This window comes from Pseudomonas sp. TH31 (assembly GCF_016650815.1).
Taxonomy (GTDB): domain Bacteria; phylum Pseudomonadota; class Gammaproteobacteria; order Pseudomonadales; family Pseudomonadaceae; genus Aquipseudomonas.
In genome coordinates, this window is sequence record NZ_JAEKEZ010000014.1 from 1 (window position 1) to 16,789 (window position 16,789).

The 16,789-nt window shown below is 59.8% G+C and carries 7 protein-coding genes and 1 pseudogene; 5 read left to right on the forward strand and 3 right to left on the reverse strand.

All coding sequences use genetic code 11. The features are described 5' to 3' along the window. Positions 1 to 487 (reverse strand): annotated as a pseudogene (locus tag JFV26_RS10385) (bifunctional [glutamate--ammonia ligase]-adenylyl-L-tyrosine phosphorylase/[glutamate--ammonia-ligase] adenylyltransferase); the annotation flags it as partial. 383 nt (positions 488 to 870) lie between these two features. Between JFV26_RS10385 and aceE the strand changes: the two are divergent. The 4 genes from aceE to msrA all read left to right on the forward strand — a co-directional run bounded on the left by aceE (position 871) and on the right by msrA (position 9,419). Continuing rightward, positions 871 to 3,516 (forward strand): pyruvate dehydrogenase (acetyl-transferring), homodimeric type, encoded by a 2,646-nt coding sequence (gene aceE / locus JFV26_RS10390; protein WP_201192021.1) that lies wholly within the window; start codon positions 871 to 873, stop codon positions 3,514 to 3,516. 11 nt (positions 3,517 to 3,527) lie between these two features. Then, the gene (gene aceF, locus JFV26_RS10395; protein ID WP_201192023.1) at positions 3,528 to 5,492 is read left to right on the forward strand and encodes a dihydrolipoyllysine-residue acetyltransferase; all 1,965 of its coding nucleotides are present in this window, start codon (positions 3,528 to 3,530) and stop codon (positions 5,490 to 5,492) included. Positions 5,493 to 5,915: 423 nt separating this feature from the next. Then, positions 5,916 to 8,609: a sensor domain-containing phosphodiesterase gene (locus JFV26_RS10400; protein WP_201192025.1), complete on the forward strand. Its 2,694-nt coding sequence runs from the start codon at positions 5,916 to 5,918 to the stop codon at positions 8,607 to 8,609. Positions 8,610 to 8,771: 162 nt separating this feature from the next. Then, entirely contained in the window at positions 8,772 to 9,419 is a 648-nt protein-coding gene (gene msrA, locus JFV26_RS10405; RefSeq protein WP_201192027.1) for a peptide-methionine (S)-S-oxide reductase MsrA, read from the forward strand. Between the two features lie 118 nt (positions 9,420 to 9,537). On the opposite strand, the gene JFV26_RS10410 is transcribed toward msrA, so the two are convergent. Next, entirely contained in the window at positions 9,538 to 10,374 is an 837-nt protein-coding gene (locus JFV26_RS10410) for a 23S rRNA (adenine(2030)-N(6))-methyltransferase RlmJ (RefSeq protein ID WP_201192029.1), read from the reverse strand. 443 nt (positions 10,375 to 10,817) lie between these two features. Beyond that, positions 10,818 to 12,302 (reverse strand): sodium/proline symporter PutP, encoded by a 1,485-nt coding sequence (putP, locus tag JFV26_RS10415; RefSeq protein ID WP_201192031.1) that lies wholly within the window; start codon positions 12,300 to 12,302, stop codon positions 10,818 to 10,820. Between the two features lie 465 nt (positions 12,303 to 12,767). On the opposite strand from putP, the gene putA reads away from it, so the two are divergent. Beyond that, positions 12,768 to 16,718, forward strand: coding sequence for a trifunctional transcriptional regulator/proline dehydrogenase/L-glutamate gamma-semialdehyde dehydrogenase (gene putA / locus JFV26_RS10420; protein WP_201192033.1), 3,951 nt, complete (start codon positions 12,768 to 12,770; stop codon positions 16,716 to 16,718). The last annotated feature ends 71 nt before the right edge of the window (positions 16,719 to 16,789 follow it).

Genomic DNA, 16,789 nt, shown 5'->3' on the forward strand with positions numbered 1-16,789 from the left:
GCACACCGAACTGCTGGCAATGCCGCGAATACAACCACTGGTAGGCCTGATCGATGCTCGCATCGGCCATGTCCGAGAGGTCGCGGCAGGTCTGGATCAAGTCGGCCTGGCGTGTCAGGTCACGCCAGATGATGCGCACTTGCTGGCGGGTGCGTTGGCGGCGCAGGGCCCGGCCGAGTTCATCTTCGGTTTGCGCCGCATTCACTGCCGCCGCAATCTGCGCGCACAGCTCACCGGGGGCGAAGCGACGATCCAGTTCGCCGGACTGCACCAGCGCCAGCAACATCAAAGGGTCACGAACGCTCTGTTCAATGACGAAGTCGCTGGCGCCAGCGACACGGGCGAATTGCGCCCAGCGCTCAGGCGTCCAGGCAGACAGGCCATGATCGTCTTCCAGTAAGGCGACGGCGGCACGGAACGACTGCTCGGCACGGATGACCAATGGCTCAAGAATGGCGGGCAGTTCGGCAAGCGAAGGCAGGGTCATGGTCTATCCTTGATCGGCGTGTGAAGGGGCGCATGTAGTGATTCTTGAAAACACGCTACGTGACCGACTGTCGAACAAAGGTTAGAAATAGCTGAAATTTCTTTTATTTTGGCAGCCAACATCAAGCTTTCACCTTTTTCGGTTGGCAAAAGACCAACCTTAACGATTATTCTCACAACGCAGCCGGAGGCCACAAGCCATTCATCTGTAGTTTTACTACTCGTCTATACATTCGAAAGGCTGAAATGCCCGTTGATTTGTAGTAAAACTACACGCCGCCGGAACAACCTCTCGGCAATCCAAGAATTTATATCGTCTGCCCACAAGGCCAGTCGCAAACTCAGGCAACCGATTCTGGAAGCCTTTCCGCCCTGGAGCAAGCCATGCAAGACCTCGATCCCGTCGAAACCCAGGAGTGGCTGGACGCCCTGGAATCGGTTCTCGACAAAGAAGGCGAAGACCGCGCTCACTATCTGATGACCCGTATGGGCGAATTGGCGACCCGTAGCGGTTCGCAACTGCCTTACGCCATCACCACGCCATACCGCAACACCATTCCAGTTACCCACGAAGCACGCATGCCTGGCGACCTGTTCATGGAACGCCGCATTCGCTCGTTGGTACGCTGGAACGCGATGGCCATGGTGATGCGCACGAACCTGAAAGATTCTGACCTGGGCGGTCACATCTCCAGCTTCGCTTCCAGTGCAACCCTGTACGACATCGGCTTCAACTACTTCTTCCAGGCCCCGACCGACGAACACGGCGGCGACCTGATCTACTTCCAGGGCCACACCTCGCCAGGCGTTTACGCCCGTGCGTTCATGGAAGGTCGCATCACCGAAGAACAAATGAACAACTTCCGCCAGGAAGTCGACGGCCAGGGCCTGTCGTCCTATCCGCACCCTTGGCTGATGCCTGACTTCTGGCAGTTCCCGACTGTATCCATGGGTCTGGGCCCGATCCAGGCGATCTACCAGGCACGCTTCATGAAGTACCTGGAAGCCCGTGGTTTCATTCCTGAAGGCAAGCAAAAAGTCTGGTGCTTCCTGGGCGACGGTGAGTGTGACGAGCCGGAATCCCTGGGCGCGATCTCGCTGGCTGGCCGCGAGAAGCTCGACAACCTGATCTTCGTCATTAACTGCAACCTGCAGCGCCTTGATGGCCCGGTTCGCGGCAACGGCAAGATCATCCAGGAACTCGAAGGCGTGTTCCGCGGTGCTCAGTGGAACGTGACCAAAGTTATCTGGGGCCGTTTCTGGGACCCACTGTTGGCCAAAGACGTCGACGGTATCCTGCAACGTCGCATGGACGAAGTCATCGACGGCGAGTACCAGAACTACAAAGCCAAAGACGGCGCGTTCGTGCGTGAACACTTCTTCAACTCGCCAGAACTCAAGGCGATGGTTGCCGATCTGTCCGACGACGAGATCTGGAAACTCAACCGTGGCGGCCACGACCCGTACAAGGTCTACGCGGCGTACCACGAAGCGGTCAACCACAAAGAACAACCGACCGTCATCCTGGCCAAGACCATCAAAGGTTATGGCACCGGTGCCGGCGAAGCGAAAAACACCGCGCACAACACCAAGAAAGTCGATGTCGACAGCCTGAAGTTGTTCCGTGATCGTTTCGACATCCCGGTCAAAGACGAAGAGCTGGAAAACCTGCCCTTCTTCAAACCAGAACCAAACAGCGCCGAAGCCCGCTACCTCAGCGAGCGCCGCACTGCATTGGGCGGTTTCGTGCCGCAGCGTCGCGCCGAGAGCTTCAGCGTGCCGACGCCGTCACTCGATACCCTCAAGGCTATCCTTGATGGCTCGGGTGACCGTGAGATTTCCACCACCATGGCTTTCGTGCGAATCCTCGCGCAACTGGTCAAGGACAAGGAAATCGGTCCACGCATCGTTCCGATCATCCCGGACGAAGCCCGTACCTTCGGTATGGAAGGCATGTTCCGTCAGTTGGGCATCTACTCGTCCGTCGGCCAGCTCTACGAGCCAGTCGATAAAGACCAGGTGATGTTCTACCGCGAAGACAAGAAAGGCCAGATCCTCGAAGAAGGCATCAACGAAGCAGGCGCCATGAGCTCCTTCATCGCTGCCGGTACTTCGTACTCCAGCCACAACCAGCCAATGCTGCCGTTCTACATCTTCTACTCGATGTTCGGCTTCCAGCGTATCGGCGACCTCGCCTGGGCCGCTGGCGACAGCCGTACCCGTGGCTTCCTGATCGGCGGCACCGCCGGCCGGACCACGCTGAACGGCGAAGGCCTGCAACACGAAGATGGTCACAGCCACATCCTGGCCGGCACCATCCCGAACTGCCGCACCTTTGATCCAACCTACGGCTATGAGCTGGCGGTGATCATCCAGGACGGCATGAAGAAGATGACCGAAGAGCAGCAGGACGTTTTCTACTACATTACCGTGATGAACGAGTCCTACCAGCAGCCAGCCATGCCGGCCGGTGTCGAGGAAGGCATCATCAAGGGCATGTACCTGCTCGAGGAAGACACCCGCGAAGCGGCACACCACGTTCAGCTGATGGGCTCCGGCACCATCCTGCGTGAAGTCCGTGAAGCGGCGAAGATCCTGCGTGAAGAGTTCAACGTCGGCGCTGATGTCTGGAGCGTTACCAGCTTCAACGAACTGCGTCGCGACGGCCTGGCCGTGGAACGCAGCAACCGCCTGCACCCAGGCCAGAAGCCTAAGCTGAGCTACGTCGAAGAGTGCCTGAACGGCCGTAAAGGTCCGGTCATTGCCTCTACCGACTACATGAAGCTGTTCGCTGAACAAATTCGTCAGTGGGTCCCGTCCAAGGAGTTCAAAGTCCTGGGCACCGATGGTTTCGGCCGCAGTGACAGCCGCAAGAAGCTGCGTCACTTCTTCGAAGTCGACCGTCATTTCGTGGTGTTGGCAGCCCTGGAAGCCTTGGCTGACCGTGGTGATATCGAACCTAAGGTGGTAGCCGAGGCTATCGTCAAGTTCGGGATCAACCCGGAAAAACGCAACCCACTGGACTGCTGAGGAGACAATCTGTGAGCGAACTCATTCGAGTACCTGACATCGGCAGCGGTGAAGGTGAAGTAATCGAACTATTTGTGAAAGTCGGCGACCGTATCGAAGCCGACCAGAGCATCCTGACGCTTGAGTCGGACAAGGCGAGCATGGAGATTCCTGCCCCGAAGGCCGGCATCGTCAAAAGCCTGAAAGTCAAAATCGGCGATCGCCTGAAAGAAGGCGACGAGCTGCTGGAGCTGGAAGTCGAAGGTGCCGCAGCTGCGGCCCCGGCGGCTGCCGCTGCGCAGGCGCCAAAAGCTGAAGCGAAACCGGCTGCTGCACCTGCTCCGGCAGCGGCTGCACCGGCCGCTGCTCCAGCCGCTGCAACCACTCAGCAGATTCACGTGCCGGACATCGGTTCGTCGGGCAAGGCCCAGATCATCGAGATCCAGGTCAAGGTCGGCGACACCGTTGCCGCTGATCAGTCGCTGATCACCCTGGAATCCGACAAGGCGAGCATGGAAATTCCATCGCCTGCCGCTGGCGTGGTCGAAAGCATCAGCGTCAAGTTGAACGACGAAGTCGGTACTGGCGATCTGATCCTGGCGTTGAAAGTGGCAAGTGCTGCGGCCCCTGCTGCTGCCGCACCCGCTCAGGCTGCTGCACCTGCTCCGGCAGCCGCTGCGGCTCCAGCCGCCGCGCCTGCGGCTCCGGTAGCCGACAGCGTTCAGGACATTCATGTCCCGGACATCGGCTCGTCGGGCAAAGCCAAGATCATCGAAGTACTGGTCAAGGCTGGCGACACCGTCACTGCCGACCAGTCGCTGATCACCCTGGAATCCGACAAGGCGAGCATGGAAATTCCATCGCCTGCCGCTGGCGTGGTGGAAAGCGTTTCCATCAAGCTGGATGACGAAGTCGGTACCGGCGACCTGATCCTGAAGCTGAAAGTCAAAGGCGTTGCTCCGGCAGCGGCCCCGGCCCCGGCTCCAGCCGCTGCTGCTCCGGCTGCCGCTGCTCCTGTTGCGGCTCCTGCTGCTGCGCCTGCCGCACCGGTTGCTGCTGCCCCCGTCAAGTCGGGCGCCAAGGTTCACGCTGGTCCGGCAGTACGCCAACTGGCCCGTGAATTCGGCGTCGAACTGAACGCGGTCAGCCCAAGCGGCCCGCACGGTCGTGTGCTCAAAGAAGACGTGCAGGTTTACGTCAAAGCCATGATGCAAAAGGCCAAGCAAGCACCGGCCGCCGCAGCTGGCGCAACCGGCGGCGCGGGCATCCCGCCGATTCCGGTCGTGGACTTCAGCCGCTTCGGTGAAACCGAAGAAGTGCCGATGACTCGCCTGATGCAAATCGGCGCGTCGAGCCTGCATCGCAGCTGGTTGAATATCCCGCACGTGACTCAGTTCGATTCGGCTGATATCACCGACCTGGAAGCGTTCCGCATTGCTCAGAAAGCCGTTGCAGAGAAGGCTGGCGTCAAGCTGACCATCCTGCCCCTGCTGCTCAAGTCCTGCGCGCACCTGCTCAAGGAACTGCCGGACTTCAACAGTTCGCTGGCACCAAGCGGCAAGGCGATCATCCGCAAGAAGTACGTAAACATCGGCTTCGCGGTCGACACTCCGGATGGCCTGCTGGTACCGGTCATCAAGAACGTCGACCAGAAGAGCCTGTTGCAACTGGCAGCCGAAGCCGCTGTGCTGGCCGCCAAGGCCCGCGACAAGAAGCTTACCGCTGACGACATGCAAGGCGCCTGCTTCACCATTTCCAGCCTCGGCCACATTGGCGGCACCGGCTTCACGCCGATCGTCAACGCGCCGGAAGTGGCGATCCTCGGTGTTTCCAAGGCAACCATCCAGCCAGTCTGGGACGGCAAAGCCTTCCAGCCGAAGCTGATGCTGCCGCTGTCGCTGTCCTACGATCACCGCGTGATCAACGGCGCCGCTGCTGCACGCTTCACCAAGCGTCTGAGCGACCTGCTGGCGGACATCCGCACCATCTTGCTGTAACACCGGGCGGCCCTCCCTCGCCGGAGGGCCTGTCGCGTTCCACGATTTCCGAGCGCCACGCTCGTACCTCAACCCCGCCAATTTGGCGGGGCTTTTTTTGCCTGGCAGAAAGTAGCTGGCAACCTCCTACAGGCACGGCTTATTTGGCCTGACCAGTCGCCTGACTCAAAAAATCAAAAGATCGCAGCCTTCGGCAGCTCCTACGGGTTTATGGGCGCCGCTGCGGGCTGCGATTCTTTCGCTCCCACGCATTACTTTCACGCCTTCGCTGGAGAAATCCCCTCGCCTGCCGACACATTCTTATAGCACTTGGCCTTCATGTCTCTTGTCAGTCGGTGCCGCAATGATGCAACCTTGCCGCAGGCAACAGTAAAGAGGGCGAGAGCCCGGCGCGATCAGCATATTCGAAGCGAGTTTCCCCCCATGAAAAGCCAACCCGATGCCGCCAGCCGTAAGGTGGCCGAGGTAGTGACGCAGTTGCCTGTGCCCTCGCGGCTCGGCATGCTGCGTTTCGAACGGCTGAATGAAGCAAGCTGGGCGCTGCTGTTTCTTGATCCCAACTGCGAACGACAGTTCGGCCTCCCGGCCGTGGAGCTCTGCGCACTGGTCGGTTCGCCCTACGCCAGCCTGATGGAGCCCGAAGCGCGCTATCAACTGCATGACGCGATCCAGCTACAACTCGCCGACAGCCCGCATTACCTGATCCGCTACACACTGCACACCGCCGCTGGCACCTTGAGCCTGCTGGAACTGGGCGAAGCCTACAAACAACACAATCGTCATTTGCTGCGCGGCTACTTGCTGGTGGTGGACGGCCTGTTCGAGGGCGAGCCGCTGCTGCCGGCCCTGGACCTGGAAACCCAGAACTCGCGCCTGCAAATTGCCCTGGAACTCAACCAGCGTGCCCAGCAGGAACAACTGCAGCATCTGGACCGGGTGCGTGCCCAGCAAGACTTGATCCTGCTGCTGACCCGCCAGCGCTACAGTTCTGGCAATTCCTTGCAAGAAGCTGCCGAACTGATCACCCGCTGTGCCTGTGATATCTACGAAATCGACTGCGCCAGCCTGTGGAACCTCGAAGGCTCGATGCTGGTGTCGATCTCGGCCTACCACCGCGCGACCCAGGATTACCAACTGCCGGAGCCGATCGACGTCAGCGGTTTCCCGGATTATCTGGAAGCCTTGCAAACCAGTCGGGCTATCGACGCGCACAACGCCATGCGTGACCCGCGTACCCGGCACATGGCTGAAAGCCTGCGCCCGCGGGACGTCAACGCAATGCTCGACGCCAGCATTCGCGTCGATGGCCAGGTGGTCGGCGTGTTGTGCCTGGAACAGACCGGTGCAACCCGCGCCTGGCAGTCAGACGAAATCGCCTTTGCCGGCGAACTGGCGGACCAATTCGCCCAGGTTATCAACAACCACAACCGCCGCACCGCCACCAGCGCTCTGCACCTGTTCCAGCGCGCGGTGGAACAAAGTGCCAACGCCTTTTTGCTGGTCAATTGCGACGGCGTGGTCGAATACGTCAACCCGAGCTTCACCGCGATCACCCAGTACAGCACCGAAGAAGTCCACGGCCAGCGGCTGTCGGAACTGCCGGCGCTGGAAAACCTCAGCGAACTGCTGTTCGACGCGCCCTCGGCGCTGGCCAAAAGCAACAGTTGGCAGGGCGAATTCAAGAGCCGGCGAAAAAACCTCGAACCCTACTGGGGCCAACTGTCGATCTCCAAGGTTTACGGCGACAACCGCGAGCTGACGCATTACATCGGCATCTACGAAGACATCACCCAGACCAAGCTCGCCCAGCAGCGTATCGAACGCCTGGCCTACACCGACAACCTGACCAACCTCGGCAACCGCCCGGCGTTTATCCGCAACCTGGACGAACGCTTCGCCCGAGACAGCGATACCCCCATCAGCCTGTTGCTGGTGGACATCGACAATTTCAAGCGGATCAACGACAGCCTCGGCCACCAGACCGGCGACAAACTGCTGATCAGCCTGGCCCGACGCCTGCGCAACAGCCTGAGCCCGAGCGGCAGCCTGGCGCGCTTCGCCAGTAACGAATTTGCCGTGCTGCTGGACAACACCGACCTCTCGGCCGGCCAGCAAGTCGCCAACCAGTTGCTGGCGACCCTCGACAAGCCAATGTTCGTCGACAACCAGTTGATCAGCGTCACCGGTTCCGTGGGCCTGGCCTGCGCGCCGCTGCACGGTCGCGATCCGCAAACCCTGATGCGCAACGCCGGCCTCGCCCTGCACAAGGCCAAAGCCAACGGCAAGCATCAGGTTCAGGTGTTCACCGAAGCGCTGAACGCCGAAGCCAGCTACAAGCTGTTTGTCGAGAACAACCTGCGCCGGGCCTTGACCCAAAACGAACTGGACGTGTTCTACCAGCCCAAGCTGTGCCTGCGCAGCGGTCGTTTGCTGGGGATGGAAGCCTTGCTGCGCTGGAACCATCCGGAAAAAGGCATGATCCGCCCGGACCAGTTCATCAGCGTTGCCGAAGAGACCGGCCTGATCATTCCAATCGGCAAATGGATCGCCCGTCAGGCCTGCCGCATGAGCAAGGAACTGACCGCCGCCGGCCTGGGCAATCTTCAGGTAGCGATCAACCTGTCGCCCAAGCAGTTTTCCGACCCGGACCTGGTGGCGTCCATCGCCAGCATCCTCAAGGAAGAAGCGCTGCCGTCGAACCTGCTGGAGCTGGAGCTGACCGAAGGCCTGCTGCTGGAAGCCACCGAAGACACCCACTTGCAACTCGACCAGCTCAAACGCTTGGGCCTGACCCTGGCCATGGACGACTTCGGCACCGGTTACTCGTCGCTCAGCTACTTGAAAAAATTCCCGATCGACATCATTAAGATCGATCGAAGCTTTATCCACGAAATCCCGGACAACCAGGACGACATGGAAATCACCTCCGCGGTGATCGCCATGGCGCACAACCTGAAACTCAAGGTCGTGGCTGAAGGCATCGAGACCGCCGAGCAGTTGGCGTTCCTGCGCCGTCATCGCTGCGACGTCGGCCAGGGCTACCTGTTCGACCGCCCCATCCCGGGTTCCGAGCTGATCGAGAAGCTCAAACGCTATCCGCGCGGCCCTATCGCCTGACAGAGCCCCACCTTGTGAGAGCGAGCCTGCTCGCGATGGCGGTGCCCCAGCGTGAGTTCTGACTGACACACCGCCATCGCGAGCAGGGGTAGTGCGTAACTAGCCGGCATTAGGCACACTGGCGGTCTGACTACTTACACACTCTGACTGAGAGGACTGATCATGGTCTTGCGCTCGGAAATTCTGGTGAACAAAAACGTGCTCCCGACTAAAGAACAAGCTCTGCCTGGCCGTGAAACCCCGATGAACCTGCCGCAAAGACACTTCGTCCACGACGCCCCGCTGCTGGGCCCGTTCGTGACCGACGTGGATTTCGCGATCTTCGGCCTGGGCTGCTTCTGGGGCGCGGAACGCAAATTCTGGCAGCGCGAAGGCGTAGTCAGCACGGTGGTGGGTTACGCCGGCGGCTTTACGCCGAACCCGACGTATGAAGAAGTCTGCTCTGGCCTGACCGGCCATAGCGAAGTGGTACTGGTGGTCTACGAACCGGCAAAAGTCAGCTACGAAGAGCTGCTGAAGATGTTCTGGGAGCTGCACAACCCGACTCAGGGCATGCGCCAGGGCAACGACATCGGCACCCAGTACCGCTCGGTGATCTACGCCACCAACCCGACTCAGTTGGCAGCGGCCAAACACAGCGAGCAAGTGTTCCAGGCTGAACTGACCAAGGCTGGCAAAGGCACCATCACCACCGAAATCGACGAAGCGCCGACGGTGTACTTCGCCGAGGCGTATCACCAGCAATATCTGGCCAAAAATCCTGAAGGGTATTGCGGGATTGGCGGTACGGGCGTGGTTTGCCCGATTTGACCCTTTAAAGCAAAAGATCGCAGCCTTCGGCAGCTCCTACATGGGACTTATGTACACCCTGTAGGAGCTGCCGAAGGCTGCGATCTTTTGATCTTGCTCGTTGGCTTATCGATTGACCTTATTCGGCAATCAACCAATCCATCTGCCACCCGCCCTGGGTCTGCCCAAGCGTCTTGGACAACCACGGCAGCAACTCACGCAATTCCTCTTCCAGACCCCACGGCGGATTCGCAATCGCCAACCCCGAGCCGTTCAGGCTGTTCGGCGTATCCAGCGGATGTACCAACAACTCCACCCGCAACAACTTCGGCGCCCCCGTGCCGGCCAGGTCCTGATAGAAACGACGCAGCATGCGCGGGTCCTTCACCGGGTACCAGATCGCTGCCACGGTCTGACGCATCCGACCGATGGCTTCTTTCAGTGACGCCGCACAACGCTGCATTTCATCCAGTTGCTCGAACGGCGGATCAATCAACATCACCGCCCGCTTCTCCTGCACCGGCAACATCGCGCGCGGCACATGCCAGCCTTCGCCCAGGTGAACCTTCACCCGACGATCACCCGCCATGTTGTCCTTGAGCAACAAGCCGTCCTCGGGGTGCTTCTCATTGAGCATCACCCGATCCTGCGGCCGCGTCAGCCGCCGCGCCAACTCTGGCGACCCCGGGTAATAGCGCAACTGGCCATCCGGGTTCATGTCGTGCAGCACTTTCATGTAATCGGCGGTCAGCTCAGGCAGATCCGGCCGATCCCACAACCGCGCGATCCCTTCCAGATACTCACCGGTACGGCTCGCCTGATCACCCTGCAGGTCATACAGACCAATACCGGCGTGAGTGTCGAGATAGGCAAACGGCTGCTCCTTACGCGACATCAGGGCGATGAGGCGGGTCAAAGTCAGGTGTTTGAACACATCGGCGTGATTGCCGGCATGGAAGGCGTGACGATAATTCATGATTGCTCCTGCGCAGGGCGGGAAGTTTACCTTGTACGGGGCCGAACGTCAGGGCTTCGCAGCCGAGCGGCTCCTCACGCCGTCATCGCAATCACCGTAGGAGCTGCCGAAGGCTGCGATCCTTTGATCTTGCTTTACCTTTTCGGCACCTGAAAAATCCCCCCTCACCCTGACCCTCTCCCAAGGGGCGAGGGGAATGACCGAGTTGTCTGGGTGATTTACGGCGACCTGCGACTGTGCGGCGCTCTTGGCTTGGCCAAGCCTGAGTTCACCTTGTTCGCTCAGGTCGGCGGCGGCCAGTAGATCACCGCAATCAGTCCCCTATGGCGCGAGCAAGTTCGCACCCACAGGGAATTCAGCGCCCATAAAAAACGGCCCGCCTCCAAAAGGAAGCGGGCCGTTTTCATGTTCGGCGAAAGATCAGAGCCTCAGCTCATCCCCCATCACTTGTTCAGGCGGTAATCCTTCTCGGCCGCATCAAAGCGCATCAGCATGCCTTTGGTCGGTTCGCCCAGTTTACTGACGATGTAGATCGCCAGACTGGCGAAAATGAAGCCCGGGATGATTTCGTACAGGCCCAACACGTTGAAGTGCTTCCAGACGATCACGGTAATCGCGCCGACCAGGATGCCGGCCAGTGCGCCGTCACGGGTCATGTCTTTCCAGATCACGGAGATCAACACCACCGGACCAAACGCAGCGCCGAAACCGGCCCAGGCGTAGCTGACCAGGCCGAGTACGCGGTTTTCCGGGTTAGCGGCCAACGCGATAGCGATCAGGGCCACCAGCAATACCATGGCGCGGCCGACCCAGACCAGCTCAACCTGGGAGGCGGATTTACGCAGGAAGGTTTTGTAGAAGTCTTCGGTCAGGGCGCTCGAGCACACCAGCAACTGGCAGCTCAGGGTGCTCATCACGGCAGCCAGAATGGCCGACAGCAGCACACCGGCAACCCAGGGATTGAACAGGATTTTCGCCAGCTCGATGAACACACGTTCGTGGTTTTCGGTCACAGGAGCGGCCAGCTCAGGGTGCGCCGAAAAGTACGCAATGCCGAAGAAGCCCACAGCGACGGTGCCGCCCAGGCACAGGATCATCCAGGTCATGGAGATACGACGTGCTTTAGCGATCGACTTGACCGAATCCGCCGCCATGAAGCGCGCGAGGATGTGCGGCTGGCCGAAGTAGCCCAGGCCCCAGCCCATCAGCGAAATCACACCGATGAAGGTGGTGTTTTTCAGCATGTCGAAGTTGCTTGGATCTTGTGCTTCGATGGCCAGGAACGTGGTATCGACGCCACCGGTCGCCAGCAGCACGATGATCGGTGTCAGCAACAGGGCGAAGATCATCAACGTGGCTTGTACGGTGTCAGTCCAGCTCACGGCCAGGAAACCGCCGATGAAGGTGTAGGCAATCGTTGCCACAGCACCGGCCCACAGCGCTGTCTCGTAGGACATGCCGAAGGTACTTTCGAACAACCGGGCGCCGGCGACGATGCCGGAGGCGCAATAGATGGTGAAGAACACCAGAATCACGATGGCGGAGATGATCCGCAGCAGGCCGCTATTGTCTTCGAAGCGGCTGGAGAAGTAATCCGGCAGGGTCAATGCATCGCCGTTGTGCTCGGTCTGCACCCGCAGACGGCCGGCGACGAACAACCAGTTCAGGTAAGCACCGACAATCAGGCCGATGGCGATCCAGCTTTCGGAAAGACCGGACATGTAGATCGCGCCAGGCAAGCCCATCAACAACCAGCCGCTCATGTCGGAGGCACCGGCAGACAATGCAGTCACGACGCTGCCCAGGCTGCGACCGCCCAGGATGTAGTCAGAAAGGTTGTTGGTGGAGCGATAGGCCATCAAGCCGATCAGCACCATTGCTGCGATGTAGATCACGAACGTGATCAGGGTTGGATTGCTTACGCTCATTAAGTAATTCCCTGGCTTTGTTTTTATGTAGCGACGGAGTGTGAAACCGTGGACAAACAGCGATGGTTATCCAGACGGATTCAGGGGCCGCGCATTTATGACTGATGTTTCCCCAGGAAAGCCATCAGCCGGTGCACCTGCCTAGGCTGACTGGTTGCACCTTAAGGCGCGAATCCTATTCAACAAAGCAAATTAGGTGCAACCAGTTTCTCGAGAATAAGTTGCACCTACGTTGTTTTTCTTGAAGAAGAGCGTTTTTTGCTACCGTTTAGAGCAGTCAGCGCCTTTTGCTAGAAACAAAAGCACCAAGCATGAGCAGTAAATTCGTATCGGAATTTAATTCCTGACAAGGTGCTTATTATTCCGACAAAAAAAGGGTTGCACCCGGTTGCACCTCTGCCAGCGCACAGCTAATCTTGCGGCCAGCTGATGCCACGCGGTCGTGGCAAACATGAGGATAAAAATATGGCTACCACCACCCTTGGGGTCAAACTTGACGACCCAACCCGCGAACGCCTCAAGGCTGCCGCGACCTCGATTGATCGCACGCCGCACTGGCTGATCAAGCAGGCAATTTTCAATTACCTGGAAAAACTCGAGGGTGGTGCAACCCTGACCGAGCTGAGCGGTTTGACCAAGGATTCCGACGACGCCGTCGATGCGCCAACGGATCATGCCCATCAGTGCTTCCTCGAATTCGCCGAAAGCATCCTGCCGCAATCAGTCCTGCGCGCCTCGATCACCGCCGCTTACCGTCGCCCGGAGCCGGAAGTCGTGCCAATGCTGATGGAGCAGGCTCGCCTGCCGGCCGCGATGGCCGAAGCCACCAACAAGCTCGCCTCTTCGATTGCCGACAAACTGCGCAATCAGAAAAGCGCAGGCGGCCGTGCCGGGATTGTCCAGGGCCTGTTGCAGGAGTTTTCCCTGTCGTCCCAGGAAGGCGTAGCGCTGATGTGCCTGGCCGAAGCGCTGCTGCGCATCCCGGACAAAGGCACCCGTGACGCCCTGATCCGCGACAAGATCAGTACCGGCAACTGGCAGCCACACTTGGGCAACAGCCCGTCGCTGTTCGTCAACGCCGCCACGTGGGGCTTGCTGCTGACCGGCAAACTGGTCGCGACCCACAACGAAACCGGCCTGACCTCGTCCCTGAGCCGCATTATCGGCAAGAGCGGCGAGCCGATGATCCGCAAGGGCGTCGACATGGCCATGCGCCTGATGGGCGAGCAGTTCGTCACCGGCGAAACCATCGCTGAAGCCCTGGCCAATGCGAGCAAGTTCGAAGCCAAGGGCTTCCGCTATTCCTACGACATGCTCGGTGAAGCTGCACTCACCGAACACGACGCCCAGAAGTACCTGGCCTCGTACGAACAAGCCATTCACTCGATCGGCAAAGCGTCCCACGGTCGTGGGATTTATGAAGGCCCGGGCATTTCCATCAAGCTGTCGGCACTGCACCCGCGTTACAGTCGTGCGCAGTACGAACGGGTGATGGACGAGTTGTACCCACGCCTGCTGTCGCTGACCCTGCTGGCCAAGCAATACGACATCGGCCTGAACATCGACGCCGAAGAAGCCGACCGCCTCGAGCTGTCGCTGGATCTGCTCGAACGCCTGTGCTTCGAGCCGCAACTGACGGGCTGGAACGGTATCGGTTTCGTGATCCAGGCTTACCAGAAACGTTGCCCGTATGTGATCGATTATGTGATCGACCTGGCTCGCCGCAGCCGTCATCGCCTGATGATCCGTTTGGTAAAAGGCGCGTACTGGGACAGCGAAATCAAGCGTGCTCAGGTCGAAGGCCTGGAAGGCTATCCGGTCTACACCCGCAAGGTGTACACCGACGTTTCCTACATCGCTTGCGCGCGCAAACTGCTGTCGGTACCGGAAGTCATCTATCCGCAATTCGCCACGCACAACGCCCACACCCTGTCGGCCATTTACCACATTGCAGGTCAGAACTATTATCCCGGCCAGTACGAGTTCCAGTGCCTGCACGGCATGGGCGAACCGCTATACGAACAGGTTGTAGGCAAAGTTTCCGAAGGCAAGTTGAACCGTCCGTGCCGTGTGTATGCACCGGTCGGCACTCACGAAACACTGTTGGCGTACCTGGTGCGTCGCCTGCTGGAAAACGGTGCGAACACCTCGTTCGTCAACCAGATCGCCGATCAGTCGATCTCGATTCAGGCGTTGGTGGCCGATCCAGTGGCCAGCATCGAGCAGATGGCGACAGTGGAAGGCGGCTTCGGCCTGCCGCACCCGCGCATCCCGCTGCCGCGTGATCTTTATGGTGCCGAGCGCGCCAACTCCAGCGGCATCGACATGGCCAACGAACACCGTTTGGCTTCGCTGTCGTGCGCCCTGCTGGCCAGCGCTCACAACAGCTGGAAAGCTGCGCCGATGCTCGGTTGCGCCTCCAGCACTGAAGCACCGGCACCCGTGCTGAACCCGTCCGATCTGCGTGACGTGGTAGGCCATGTGCAGGAAGCGACCGTCGAAGACGTCGACAACGCAATTCAGTGTGCCCTGAATGCCGGACCGATCTGGCAGGCCACCCCGCCCGCCGAACGCGCCGCGATCCTGGAACGTGCCGCCGATTTGATGGAAGGCGAGATCCAGCCGCTGATGGGCCTGCTGGCTCGCGAAGCCGGCAAGACTTTCGCCAATGCCATCGCCGAAGTGCGCGAAGCCGTGGACTTTCTGCGTTATTACGCAGTGCAGGCACGCAACGATTTCACCAACGACGCCCACCGCCCATTGGGCCCGGTGGTTTGCATCAGCCCTTGGAACTTCCCACTGGCAATCTTCAGTGGCCAGGTTGCCGCAGCACTGGCCGCCGGTAACCCGGTCCTGGCCAAGCCTGCAGAACAAACCCCGCTGGTGGCTGCTCAAGCTGTGCGCTTGCTGCTCGAAGCCGGGATTCCGGAAGGCGTGCTGCAACTGTTGCCGGGCCGTGGCGAAACTGTCGGCGCTCGCCTGGTCGGTGACGATCGGGTCAAAGGCGTGATGTTCACCGGTTCGACCGAAGTCGCTCGTTTGCTGCAACGCAACGTCGCGGGTCGCCTGGATGCACAGGGTCGTCCGATTCCACTGATCGCTGAAACCGGCGGCCAGAACGCGATGATCGTCGACTCTTCGGCACTCACCGAACAGGTTGTGATCGACGTGGTGTCGTCGGCCTTCGACAGCGCCGGCCAACGTTGCTCGGCACTGCGGGTTCTGTGCTTGCAGGAAGATTCCGCTGACCGTGTCATCGAAATGCTCAAGGGTGCCATGGCTGAATGCCGTCTCGGCAACCCGGAACGCCTGTCCGTGGACATCGGCCCGGTGATCGACGCCGAAGCCAAGGCTGGCATCGAGAAACACATCCAGGCCATGCGCGACAAAGGTCGCAACGTGTACCAGGTCGCTATCGCCGACGCCGAAGAAGTCAAACGCGGCACCTTCGTGATGCCAACCCTGATCGAGCTGGAAAGCTTCGACGAACTGCAGCGGGAGATCTTCGGCCCGGTGCTGCACGTGGTTCGCTACAAGCGCAAAGACATCGATCAACTGATCGGCCAGATCAACGCTTCCGGCTATGGCCTGACGCTGGGCGTGCACACTCGCATCGACGAAACCATCGCCAAGGTGATCGACAACGTCAACGCCGGTAACGTCTATGTGAACCGCAACATCGTGGGTGCCGTGGTTGGCGTTCAGCCGTTCGGTGGCGAAGGCTTGTCGGGTACGGGTCCGAAGGCGGGTGGTCCGCTGTACCTGTACCGTCTGTTGTCGACACGTCCTACCGATGCGATCGAACAATCCTTCGCTCGCGGTGATGCTATCGCTGCACCGGACGTTCGTCTGCGTGATGCCATGAGCAAACCGCTGACCGTCTTGCAAACCTGGGCTGACAGCAACAAGTTTGCCGACCTGAGCGCCCTGTGTGTGCAGTTCGCTGCGCAATCGCAAAGCGGGATCACCCGAGTTCTGGCCGGCCCGACCGGCGAGCGCAACAGCTACGCGATCCTGCCGCGGGAACACGTGCTGTGCCTGGCGGAAGTTGAAGGCGATCTGCTGACTCAACTGGCGGCGGTAATGGCGGTGGGCGGTTCGGCGGTATGGCCGGAAGCTGACTTGACCAAGGCATTGTTCGCACGGCTACCGAAGGAAGTTCAGGCACGGATCAAGCTGGTTTCCGACTGGAACAAGGACGAAGTGGTGTTTGATGCGGTTGTGCATCACGGCCATTCCGATCAGCTGCGTGCGGTGTGCCAGCAAGTGGCCAAGCGTGCCGGAGCGATTGTCGGGGTTCATGGGTTGTCCCAGGGCGAGACCAACATTGCGCTGGAGCGATTGGTGATCGAGCGGGCGTTGAGCGTTAACACTGCGGCGGCGGGTGGTAATGCGAGTTTGATGACCATCGGCTAAAGCGCGATAAGATCGGGCATCCATGGATGCCCGAGGCTTCAAAAACAAGATCAAAAGATCGCAACCTTCGG

Excerpts from the sequence above, each read along its gene's own strand:
- aceE (WP_201192021.1), top strand. The coding sequence starts at position 871 with ATGCAAGACCTCGATCCCGTCGAAACCCAGGAGTGGCTGGACGCCCTG.
- JFV26_RS10400 (WP_201192025.1), top strand. The coding sequence starts at position 5,916 with ATGAAAAGCCAACCCGATGCCGCCAGCCGTAAGGTGGCCGAGGTAGTG.
- msrA (WP_201192027.1), top strand. The coding sequence starts at position 8,772 with ATGGTCTTGCGCTCGGAAATTCTGGTGAACAAAAACGTGCTCCCGACT.
- JFV26_RS10410 (WP_201192029.1), bottom strand. The coding sequence starts at position 10,374 with ATGAATTATCGTCACGCCTTCCATGCCGGCAATCACGCCGATGTGTTC.
- putP (WP_201192031.1), bottom strand. The coding sequence starts at position 12,302 with ATGAGCGTAAGCAATCCAACCCTGATCACGTTCGTGATCTACATCGCA.
- putA (WP_201192033.1), top strand. The coding sequence starts at position 12,768 with ATGGCTACCACCACCCTTGGGGTCAAACTTGACGACCCAACCCGCGAA.